The following is an 11,574-nucleotide window of genomic DNA, read 5'->3' as shown; positions in this document are numbered from 1 at the left end:
AAAGCAATTCGTTATTGAGTTGCTTTTTGTTTTTTAGGAAAGTTGTGCTGTGGGAAGGAGCAACCGCTGAAAAAAACTTAAGTCGGCAGACACAATAGGGCTGGAATGGAGTCGGGGCGAAGTTTGTGTAGCCGAAAACGGAATGAAGGGTTGTGGATTCGTAAGCCTGACCGAAAGCAGGAGGAGACCGTGTGATGATGAGGAACGAACAGCGGAAAAAAAAACATAGCTGCTTATTTTCAATCTGCTGTGTTTTTTTCTTTGAAGTGATCTGTGGAACGTTTAGAAACCTAACTGATGATTTGAAAAGTAGACTGCCCATTTACTGAAATAGTTTATGAAGATGTAAGGTTGACAAACTTATATTGATTTGCTGTTCAATATAGAACTTCAGAGTTTAGAAGGGGTATGTGATAGATTAAAACTTTTGAGCTCTGCATTAACTGCAAATGAGCCTAAAGAAAAAAGATTTTCTACAAAAGAGTATATAAAATTATTGATGGAATCTTTCTCAGTTCGTTCATGATTAATCAACTTCATTTTAAAAGTATTCATTTTATTGAAAGTAGATTATGGTAAAAGACAATTGAAGCCAAAAATCTCCATTCAGAACAATGAAGAGATTACTTGTTTGTTACTACATTAAATTAGCCATTTCAATGGGCTGATAAAAAAGCTATTGTTGAAGAACGAAAAAATCAAAACGATAGATAGTATTATGGAAGAAATTGTAACAAAGGAAGATCTAAGGCAGTTTGGCCTTTTATTACTGGATAAGATACAGACTATATTCAAAGAGAAGAATTCACAACAAAAAGAATCGTCAGATCCTGAATGGTTAAAAAGTAAAGCTGTTAGGAAACTGCTTGATATTTCTGCAGGTTCGGTTCAAAATCTTCGAATGACACAGAGAGTCCGATTTAAAAAGGTTCTTGGGTCATACTACTACAATAAAGAAGATCTGTTAAAACTTTTCAAAGATGAGTAAAATTAATAATATAACTGAACATCAAGTCATAAATTGTCTATCCATTTATATGGAAGATCCGCAGCTTAACGTTTGGCATTTGGCTATTTTAAATGCAATTCTAAGTTTGGGATATAGGCAGGGAGAGAGGCAGAGAATTAAAGTCAGCCGCCGTAAGCTCATGTTGTTGTCACATATCAATACACTGCCCACTTATCATAAATATTTAAAACAGCTTCAGGATTTTGGCTATATTAAGTATATGCCTTCTTATCATCCAGGTTATAGAAGTGAAGTTGAATTATATCAAGAGAGGTTATCTCAATTATGAGGTAACCTCTCTTTCACTATTTGATGTTTTTATAATTTAAGATGTGATCTTATATTTTTCTTTAATAATTTTGATTTCTTTCTCCAGTCTGCTCAGGGCAGTAAGATCTTCCTGTGTTATTTCAATTTTATCTGGATTTAGTTTTTTGTTAAGCAGTGTCATTTCCCGACCTATGGTAGCTTGTTCTGTGATTGCGTAAGATTCAGTCTGTTTCACTGATGAATGCCCTAACATTTCCTTTACAACATTAATAGGGACGTTATTATTTAATGTTACGGTACTTCCAAATGTTCTGCGTGCCATATGAGTATTGAGAGTGAAGGGAAAATCGCATAATGCAGCAATTTCCTTAAGGTATTCATTCATTTTCTGATTGGAAGAAACAGGCAGTACTGTTCCGCGTTTAAGGCAAACAGGATGGTCTTTGTATTTTTCAAGAATTTTGATAGCCTTCGGGAGCAGGGGAATTCTTGCCGTAGAATTTGTTTTCTGTCTTTCAGATAAAATCCACTGATTTCCGTCAACACCATCCTTTATGTCCCCTTTCTGGAGCTGAAAAGCATCAATGTAAGCAAGTCCAGTGTAGCACTGGAAAACAAAAATATCACGCACAGTATTGAGTCTTTCCGTTGAAAATTGGCGTCTTTCCAGTTCAGCTAGTTCTTTTGCAGATATAGGCTTCTTTACAATTTTAGTTTTCTTCCCTTTGAAATTCTTAAATGGATCTTTGATAATGATTTCTTTGTCTATGGCTCGTATTACAATTTTCTTGAAATTGGAAATGTATTTAAGTGTGGTATTATTTGCGCATTTCCTTACGGTACGAAGATAGAACTCAAAGTCTTTTATGAATTCAAAATTTAAATCAGCAAATTCAAAATCGCCAGTATTGTATTTAAATTTAATGAAAGCTGTTACGTGATTTTTAGTGATATTGAATCTCTCCAGTGTCGCTTCCGTGTATCCGTTGCCAATCAGGGCTTTCATTTCATCATTGTGTTTTTGAAATTCTTCCAGCACCTTGGCTCTGGGTGTTATTCTTCCCATGACATGATCCATAATCTTTTGGGAGGTTATGGGTTTTCCTGAATACATAATTTCTGATTTGATTTCATGGATTTTCGCAGTGAGTGAATCCAGAAAAAAGTTCAGGGATTTTGCGTCTTCTTTTGTACCTGTTGCTCTCTCAGTTTTCTGGTTCCAGCGCTCGCTGTCCCATTTCCGTCTTGTGGATGCTTCTTTCGGGATTCCGTCAACGGTTATCCTGAAATAAACGATTCTAATGTTACTCTGATTGCGGGATGCCTTCAAAAAGAATATCAACCCAAAGCTGTTCTCTAGCATAATTCAACTTATTAGATTAGTAAATGTAGAATTATAACTTTATTTAGACAAGATGTAAACGTGCTTAACCCCTTTGATATCGGGACTTAAGATGAAATTTTGTGGCACATTTTCGAAATTTTCAAGTGTGCCACGAATGTGCCACAAAGATTTTGTTCGATTTTATAAATATTGAAAAGCGGTATAAAAGAAAAAACCCTGCAAATCATTAGATTTGCAGGGTTTACCGCTTTTTTTGGCCATTTTTGAAAACTTTGAAAATCTTATTTTTCCTTTGTTTTCAGGCCTTCGCGGAGAAAGAGGGATTCGAACCCCCGGACCTGTTACAGTCAACAGTTTTCAAGACTGCCGCATTCGACCGCTCTGCCATTTCTCCAGTATGTTGCTATCATTTTGTGATTGCGAGTGCAAATATAAGAACCTTTTTTGGTTATGCAAGTGTATTTTTAGAAAAAATACAGGTATTTTTTAGGTACTTTTTTAATCCTTTCATTTCCTTTGATTTAGGATGGTAAAAAAGTTTTTTTAAGTTTTTAGTAAGATACATATTCTTCGATTTCCAAACCATATCCTATCATACCAACTCGTTTAGTTTGTTCGGTATTGGATACTAATTTAATTTTAGAAATATCAAGATCATGTAAAATTTGTGCACCAATTCCATAATCTTTACTGTCAATAACTACTTTAGGTGCTTTCATAGTACCAGTTTCCTGTAATTCTTTTAATTCGGTAATACGACTCAAAAGATTTACAGCTGTCATGTCCTGATTGATGAATATTACCGCACCACGGCCAGCCTCATTTATGATTTTGAACATTGAATCAAGTTGTTGGTCTGCGTTATTGGTTAAAGTACCCAATAAATCATTATTCACTTGCGAAGAATGAATACGTGTCAAGATAGATTCACCCAGATTCCATGAACCTTTAGTTAATGCAATATGGATTTGTTTATTGGTAGTTTGTTCATAAGCTCTTAATCTAAAAGTACCAAAACGGGTTTCAATGTCAAAATCCTCTTTTTTTACAATAAGGCTATCATGTTGCATTCTATAGGCAACCAAATCTTCGATTGATACTAATTTTAGATTGAATTTTTTAGCGACATCAACCAATTGAGGTAATCGCGCCATCGAACCATCTTCATTCATAACTTCGACAATGACACCTGCGGGTTTGAATCCTGCTAGACGTGCAAAATCTATCGCTGCTTCAGTATGTCCGGTACGTCTTAATACACCTCCTTGTTTAGCAATTAATGGAAATATGTGTCCTGGTCTGGCTAAATCGTGTGGTTTTGTATTTGCATCAGCTAATGATAGAACAGTAAGTGCTCTGTCGGAGGCTGATATTCCTGTAGTAACTCCATGACCTCTTAAATCTACCGAAACTGTAAAAGCAGTTTCCATAGGATCGGTATTATTACTAACCATGGCGTTTAATCCTAATTCTTTGCAACGACTTTCTGTTAAAGGCGCACAAATTAATCCACGACCGTGAGTAGCCATAAAATTGATCATTTCAGGTGTTACTTTTTCGGCAGCGGCCAAGAAATCGCCTTCATTTTCTCTGTCAGCATCATCTACAACAATTATTATTTCCCCTTGACGAATGGCTTCTATAGCTTCTTCAATGGTGTCGAGTTGGATTTTTGTGGTAGTCATAATTTTGTATGTTTATTTTTCTGATGGGATTTTTTTCTGTAAAAATTTTTGAAATATTTTCTGTATAGGAGTAGTGATACCGTCTAAATTGATTAATCCAATATCATTAGTAGCTCTGTATGTCAATAAAATTGCTAATGGCAAAAGTATTAATGAAGATAACCAAGCTCCTAAAAAAGGAGGAAGTTGATCTTCTTGTGAAATTCTTTTTCCAAAAGTATTGATAAAATGAAATGAAATAAAGATTAAAACTGCAAAAACGATAGGTAAACCAAGTCCTCCTTTTCGAATGATAGCGCCTAAAGGTGCACCTATAAAAAACATTAAAAAACAAGCAAATGCAATTACAAATTTGTCATAATAGGCAAGTAAATGACCATTAATATTTTTTTGTTTGTTAATTAATTCAGCGTTTGAATCATCTATAGAAGTTAAGGTACCCTCTACGCTGGCCGTTGCCTGATTAAGTACTTGTAATTTGGTATCACTTTTATATATTGATAATAATTTTTTAGGTAGGATTTTAGTTTTAGGAGTTGTAGATAATGTATTATTTCTGTGAAATCCAATACGCTGGTTGATGTTTTCAGAGAAAGATACAATTTCAGTATCTCTATTTTTATGTAAGGAGTCTAAAGTGTAATTCAGTTCGCTTACATTAAGCATAGAATTGGTATTATTTATATTTGAATTTGAAACGTCAACAGTATTTAATTTAGACAAATCAATATTAATAATGTATTTTTTGAAAGAACTTTTTGCAAATGGTAATTTGTTTTGCTCATCAAATCTTTTAGTATAAACATCTTCATAATATTGACCATCATTTAATACTAATTGTAAGGTACTCGACTTTTCGCTACTAATTAATTCTCCATTTTTGGCTTTAATTACTGTTCGATTTCCATCGCCATTGATTGATTTCTTGTGAATGGTTATACCTGTTAAGATGTTGCCGTTTTCTCCAGATTTTTTGTTCACTTTTATATTAAAATAGCCAACATCGCTAAATTGTCCTTCGGCAATAGCCATTGCAGGTTTTAGTTGAGCTATATTTTTTCTGAAGTTTATAAATTTATATTCAGCATAAGGAATGACGTTATTGGCAAATAAAAAAGCCACAATACTCAATAAGCTAATGAAAATAATCAAACTTTTCATGGCTCTTTGAAGTGAAATCCCAGCTGATTTCATTGCTGCAAATTCATAATTTTCGGCAAAATTCCCGAAGGTCATAATAGAAGCCAATAATACCGATAGCGGTAATACTAACGGAATAATTCTTGGCATCGCAAAAACTAAAAATTTGATTACCATCAGTAAATCCAAGTCTTTACCTGCCAATTCAGCTATGAATAACCAAACGGATTGCAGTATAAATATGAAAAAAAGAATTACAAATACGGTTGTAAATGTACTTAAGAAAGTTTTTAGTAAGTATTTGTCAAGAATTTTCACCTAGCGGAATTAATCTAATTTATTGATGTAGTAGTTTGGATATTTACTGGATACAAAGGTAAATTGATTTTTTGACAAAGGCTGATTGGTTTTAAAAGAATTAACAGTCAAAGTGGTTTTTGTTCCCTTTTTTCCTGTTTCAATCAAATTATAAATGTGTTTGGTTTGTACATCAATGCCCAACAAGATTTCTTTTCTTGGGTCTTTAGAGTTGGTAGGAACTAATTTTACGTATTGAATTTTTCTCCCTTTTACATCTTGTACAATATCCATGGTGTACTTGTAACCAGAATTGAAAAAAGTCAACATTTTAGATGGAGTTATAGCACTATCATCGTTTTCATTGACTGTCGAAATAGTAACTTCTTCGTCTTCAGGAACAATGGTATAGCTTTTTTTTCCGTCAAAAATTTTAGTTACGCCCATGAAATTCAAAACATATTGATTCCCTTTCATAGTAACGTTTCCTTTACTATTTTGATTGATATTTTCCTTCGAGTTATTTAAGGAATATTTAAAATCAATTACAATATTATCATAACTTTTTACGATTGCTGTAACTTGATTCAAAAGGTCTTTGGCTTTTTTGTCTTGTGCTTGGATTGAAAAACTGAAAAGTAGTAAAGTTGTTATTAGTATAAACTTCTTCATTTTGTTGTAATTAATTTTGTTCATTGTTGAAAAATTGATCCAGAGCACTTATATCCAGAATGTTTACACTTCTTGCTTTACTGCCTTCGAACGGACCTACAATTCCTGCTGCTTCCAGTTGATCGATTAATCGACCAGCTCTGTTGTAACCCAGTTTTAGCTTTCTTTGCAATAATGAAGCAGAGCCTTGTTGTGCATTTACAATAATTTCGGCTGCTTCTCTAAATAAAGTATCTCTCTCTGAAATATCCATATCAAGATTAATGCCACTTTCTTCGCCAATAAATTCTGGAAGTAAATAAGCTGTTGCGTATGCTTTTTGCGAACCAATAAAATCTACAATTTTTTCTACTTCTGGAGTGTCAACAAAAGCGCACTGTACTCGAACCACATCATTTCCATTAGAGTACAGTAAGTCACCACGACCTATTAATTGATCGGCTCCTTGAGTATCAAGAATGGTTCGGGAATCAATTTTTGAGGATACTCTAAAAGCAATTCTAGCTGGGAAATTGGCTTTGATTAAACCTGTAATTACGTTTACCGATGGTCTTTGTGTAGCTATAATTAAGTGAATTCCAATAGCTCTGGCCAATTGTGCCAATCTTGCAATAGGCATTTCGACTTCTTTTCCAGCGGTCATAATCAAATCGGCAAACTCATCGACAACCAAGATAATATAAGGTAAAAATCGGTGTCCGTTTTCAGGATTCAATTTTCTAGACTTGAATTTTTCGTTGTATTCCTTGATATTACGAACCATCGCATCTTTTAAAAGATTATAACGATTGTCCATTTCTACACACAATGAGTTCAAAGTATTGACTACTTTGGCATTATCAGTGATAATCGCATCGTCAGAATCGGGTAACATGGCTAAATAATGTCTTTCGATTTTATTAAAAAGTGTCAATTCGACTTTTTTAGGATCGACCATCACAAATTTAATTTCAGCAGGATGTTTTTTATAAAGCAAGGATGTAATTACAGCATTCAATCCAACTGATTTTCCTTGACCTGTTGCACCTGCCATTAATAAGTGAGGCATTTTGGCTAAATCAACCACAAATGTTTCGTTCGAAATGGTTTTTCCTAAAGCGATAGGTAATTCCATTTCAGCTTCCTGAAATTTAGCTGAACCAATGACACTTTTCATAGAAACCATCGTCGGATTCTTGTTAGGTACTTCAATACCAATAGTTCCTTTTCCGGGAATAGGAGCAATGATACGAATACCTAAAGCGGCAAGCGATAATGCAATATCGTCTTCTAAACTCTTAATTTTTGAAATTCTAATTCCTGCTTCTGGTACGATTTCATACAGCGTAACCGATGGACCAACAGTAGCTTTTATTTGTGCAATTTCAATTTTGTAGTTGCGAAGCGTTTCAACAATTTTGTTTTTATTTTCTTCTAATTCTTCCTGATTGATGGTAATTCCACCACTAGAATATTCTTTTAATAAATCAATGGTTGGGTATTTGTAATTGGATAAATCCAAAGTAGGATCAAATAATCCAAAATCGGCCACTAGTTTAGAGGCTAAATTTTCTTCGATAATATCTTCTTCAGGAGCTTTTTCGATTACAAAATGCTCATCTTCAGTTTGAATAATCTCTGGTGCAATATAAGGCGGAGGTGTTACTACTGGAGCCACAACTTCCATTACAGGTGACTTTTTACCAATTTCAGAAGAATGGCTGATAGTTGGTTTTAAAGCTTCTTTGTTAATTTCAAATTGAGAACCTGTTGTGGTTTTTAAATGAATACCATCAAGTTCTTCATCTATTTCATCTTCTTTTTCTTCAACAGCAAATTCTTCTAGATTATAGCTTGGTGTTGTTTTTTTTGCAACGGAACTAAAATCGGTTTTAATTTCTTTTTTGGTATTTTCGAAAAAGGTTTTAATTTTTTCGGGAGATACTTTTACTTTGAATATCAAATAAATGATAATTCCGAAGAGAAGTACCAGTAAAGTTCCTGTTTTTCCGATATAATCTTGCGAAAACAAATTCAGTTCATAGCCAATAATTCCACCCAATTCGGGTAGGGAAGTGGCAAAAAAACCAAATAAAACCGATAGAATGATGATAACGAATAAATCCCAAAACCAAATGTTTTTTAGTTTTCGCAACGAAACGTCCAGTACCAGAAATAATCCAGTCAAGAAAAACAATCGAACGAATAAAAAAGAAGCAATTCCAAAACCTTGATAAACGATTAAATCGGCGAGGAAAGCACCAAATTTGCCTAACCAGTTATGAACTGTTTCTGTTCGATCTGACAATTGTTGTACGGCACTTTGATCTTCTTGACCATAAATATAAAAGGAAACAAAGGCAAGAAATAGGGCAATAGCAAACAATACCAGCAAGGAACCCAAAAGAATTTTGTGTTGCTTACTGATTTCCCAAGATTTTTTTACTGCAGATTTTGAATCAGTTTTCGGGTCTGGAGGTGTTGGTTTTGTTGTTTTTGCCATTCTTGGTTGACTATTTTCTATAAAAATTTGGGTACATATATAATTAATCCAATTATAATTGCAGTAAGAGCAGCAAATAAAACTGCTCCAGCTGCAATATCTTTGATAAATCCAATTCTTTCGTGGTAATTAGGATGAATAAAATCGGCTACTTTTTCAATGGCAGTATTCAGACCTTCTATGCTCATTACTAAACCAATTGCTAGGGTTTGAAAAAGCCATTCAGTTGGAGTAATATTACAAAAAAAACCAAGAATCGTCATCAAAATTCCTAATGAAAATTGCACCATTATACTGTGCTCGGTTGAGATTAATTTTATCGCACCTTTTACAGCAAATGTTACACTTTTTAATCTACCGCTTAAAAAAGTATTGTCTTTTTGGAATTCCATATAGTGTATTAAAGTACTGCTATTGCAGCTTCGTAGTTGGGTTCATCGGCAATTTCCGATACTTGTTCGGTATGAATTACAGTTCCGTTTTCGTCCACTACAATGATGGCTCTTGAGTGTAAACCAGCCAACACGCTGTCCACAATTTCTAATCCATTTGCTTTTCCAAAAGCACCAGATTGAAAATCAGATAGGTTGATTACGTTTTCTAAACCTTCTGCACCACAAAAACGTTTTTGAGCAAAAGGCAAATCTCTCGAAATACACAATACTTTAGTGTTTTCTAATGTAGAAGCAGTTGCGTTAAAAGTTCTAACAGAGGTAGCACAAGTTCCTGTATCTACACTAGGAAAAATATTTAAAACCAATTTAGATCCTGCAAAATCAGCAAGAGTTGCTATTGAAAGATCGTTTTTAACTAATTTAAAATCAGCAAGTTTTGAACCTACTTTAGGTAATTCGCCTGAAGTATTTACTGGATTTCCTCCTAATGTTATTGAAGCCATTGTTTTGTTTTTTAAGTGAGGTTCAAAAGTATGAAAATTTATTTACGATTTGTGTTTTTTTAATTTACGATTTTAACAATTTAGATTGTATAAAAAAGGAAATTAGTAATCTTTAGGTTCTACTTAATATGAATTTCAATTGATGAATAAGAACAAAAAATATTTCAAATGATAAAGGCTTGTGAATCATTGATTTTGATAGATTTTTTTCATTTTATTTTGAAATTTAAAACCAAAAGAAAGACAATCCCGTAAATGCTTGTATAAATAACTTAAAAAAATAGATTTTATGAAAACTACAAAATTTTTATCCGTTGCATTTTTTGCATTAGTAATGGGAGCTACATCTTATGCTCAAAAATCAGTTGTTGTTGGTGGTGCACCAATGTATCCAACAAAAAATATTATTGAAAATGCAGTGAATTCAAAAGATCACACGACATTAGTTGCTGCAGTAAAAGCAGCTGGCTTGGTCGAAACTTTACAAGGAAAAGGTCCTTTCACCGTTTTTGCTCCAACAAATGCTGCTTTTGACAATTTACCAAAGGGAACTGTAGAAACGTTGTTGAAACCAGAAAACCTTAAAATGCTTCAAACTATTTTGACCTATCATGTTGTTGCTGGAAAAATGAATGCTGCTGATATTGCTAAAGCGATTAAAGCGGGTAACGGAAAAGCAACTTTAAAAACAGTAAGTGGTGGTACTTTGACTGCTTGGATGAAAGCTGATAAATTGTATATCACAGACGAAAAAGGAGGAATGTCAGAAGTTACAATTGCTGACGTAAACCAATCCAATGGAGTGATTCATGTTGTGAATACTGTGCTTTTGCCGAAATCTTAATCCTATAATTACATAAAAAAACCGCTTCATTTTTTGTGAAGCGGTTTTTTATGTTTTCAAAGAATTATGATTACAATCTAAAAATGCCACCAAAAGAAATAATTTTTTCTCCAAAAAAGAAATGCTGTGACGCACTATCAGATGAATTTTTGGTAGTTCGAATGTCTGGCATATTGATATATCCTCCTTTTAAAGTGCCTTCGATAGTAAAATACTTGAAGAAAACAAAGTTAATTCCTGCCTTGATAGAAGTTCCATAACCCGAAACGTGAAAAGCATCGTGCCTTTCTTGTCCCATAAGTGTAGTGTTGGTTTTTGGATATAAAACTCCAATTCCAATTCCTTCATTGATATTCACTTGAAATTTATCAGTGTTTTTAATTCCAAACCAATGTGAAATATCATCTTGACGGGCAAATTCAACGTTTATATAATTCAATCCATCAGTATGTTCAAACATCAGAAAATCTTCTGTCATTGTAACAGGAGTATTGTTGTAAGAACCGTTAAATTGAGAACTTGGATTGGTTAATGGAAAATTAATTTCTCCTGAAACATTGGCCGTTTGATTTTGTGTCATCACATATTTCATGTGATCTACCCCAATAGAAACGCTGTATTTATCAGTAATAAAATAGCCTAATTTAAAATTAGTTTGTGGAATCGTCATTCGACTTGGATTGAGATAATCTACGTGCCAGCCTTTTGGTTTGTCGTGAGCTACAGTATTATCAATAGTGAAATTGTAATTATCTCCTTTGAAAGTAATGTCTGATTTGGTATAACTTCCTCTATTTCCACCCCAAGAAATGGTGAATTTTCCTTTGTTATGAGCAGTGTATCTTTCTTTTTTTAGCGTATCATTTTGTGCAAATGAATAAAAAGAAAAAGATAACAATGCGAATACTAAAATTTTTGATTTCAATGTGTTT

At 33.5% G+C, this 11,574-nt stretch carries 11 protein-coding genes and 1 tRNA gene; 3 read left to right on the top strand and 9 right to left on the bottom strand.

The features are described 5' to 3' along the window. Positions 1–718: 718 nt before the first annotated feature. Positions 719–988 (top strand): MerR family transcriptional regulator, encoded by a 270-nt coding sequence (locus tag OZP15_RS09465; RefSeq protein ID WP_281335951.1) that lies wholly within the window; start codon positions 719–721, stop codon positions 986–988. Further along, positions 981–1,298, top strand: a complete 318-nt coding sequence (locus OZP15_RS09460; RefSeq protein ID WP_269225204.1) for a hypothetical protein — start codon at positions 981–983, stop codon at positions 1,296–1,298. Before OZP15_RS09465 ends, OZP15_RS09460 begins: the two co-directional genes overlap by 8 nt. 36 nt (positions 1,299–1,334) lie before the next feature. Here the strand turns inward: OZP15_RS09460 and OZP15_RS09455 are convergent, their stop codons facing one another. The 8 genes from OZP15_RS09455 to tpx all read right to left on the bottom strand — a co-directional run bounded on the left by OZP15_RS09455 (position 1,335) and on the right by tpx (position 9,798). Then, complete coding sequence (locus OZP15_RS09455; RefSeq protein WP_281335950.1) at positions 1,335–2,642, bottom strand: site-specific integrase; 1,308 nt, start codon at positions 2,640–2,642, stop codon at positions 1,335–1,337. 291 nt (positions 2,643–2,933) lie between these two features. Then, a tRNA-Ser gene (locus tag OZP15_RS09450) sits at positions 2,934–3,018 on the bottom strand. A 157-nt stretch (positions 3,019–3,175) separates the two neighbouring features. Further along, positions 3,176–4,309 (bottom strand): 3,4-dihydroxy-2-butanone-4-phosphate synthase, encoded by a 1,134-nt coding sequence (gene ribB / locus OZP15_RS09445; RefSeq protein WP_281335949.1) that lies wholly within the window; start codon positions 4,307–4,309, stop codon positions 3,176–3,178. Positions 4,310–4,321: 12 nt separating this feature from the next. Continuing rightward, positions 4,322–5,767, bottom strand: coding sequence for an LptF/LptG family permease (locus OZP15_RS09440; protein WP_281335948.1), 1,446 nt, complete (start codon positions 5,765–5,767; stop codon positions 4,322–4,324). A gap of 9 nt (positions 5,768–5,776) precedes the next feature. After that, positions 5,777–6,418, bottom strand: a complete 642-nt coding sequence (gene lolA1, locus OZP15_RS09435) for an outer membrane lipoprotein periplasmic chaperone LolA1 (RefSeq protein WP_281335947.1) — start codon at positions 6,416–6,418, stop codon at positions 5,777–5,779. 10 nt (positions 6,419–6,428) lie between these two features. Further along, positions 6,429–8,900 (bottom strand): DNA translocase FtsK, encoded by a 2,472-nt coding sequence (locus OZP15_RS09430; protein WP_281335946.1) that lies wholly within the window; start codon positions 8,898–8,900, stop codon positions 6,429–6,431. Positions 8,901–8,917: 17 nt separating this feature from the next. Then, on the bottom strand, positions 8,918–9,292 hold the full coding sequence (locus OZP15_RS09425) for a diacylglycerol kinase family protein (RefSeq protein WP_281335945.1): 375 nt from the start codon (positions 9,290–9,292) through the stop codon (positions 8,918–8,920). 8 nt (positions 9,293–9,300) lie between these two features. After that, positions 9,301–9,798 (bottom strand): thiol peroxidase, encoded by a 498-nt coding sequence (gene tpx / locus OZP15_RS09420; protein ID WP_269225200.1) that lies wholly within the window; start codon positions 9,796–9,798, stop codon positions 9,301–9,303. Positions 9,799–10,087: 289 nt separating this feature from the next. Between tpx and OZP15_RS09415 the strand changes: the two genes are divergently transcribed. Then, positions 10,088–10,642: a fasciclin domain-containing protein gene (locus OZP15_RS09415; RefSeq protein ID WP_269225199.1), complete on the top strand. Its 555-nt coding sequence runs from the start codon at positions 10,088–10,090 to the stop codon at positions 10,640–10,642. Positions 10,643–10,712: 70 nt separating this feature from the next. On the opposite strand, the gene OZP15_RS09410 is transcribed toward OZP15_RS09415, so the two are convergent. Next, entirely contained in the window at positions 10,713–11,567 is an 855-nt protein-coding gene (locus OZP15_RS09410) for a hypothetical protein (protein ID WP_281335944.1), read from the bottom strand. Positions 11,568–11,574: the final 7 nt, after the last annotated feature.

This window comes from Flavobacterium eburneipallidum, from assembly GCF_027111355.2.
Classification (GTDB): Bacteria; Bacteroidota; Bacteroidia; order Flavobacteriales; family Flavobacteriaceae; genus Flavobacterium; species Flavobacterium eburneipallidum.
This window is presented reverse-complemented; position numbering and strand designations above follow the sequence as displayed.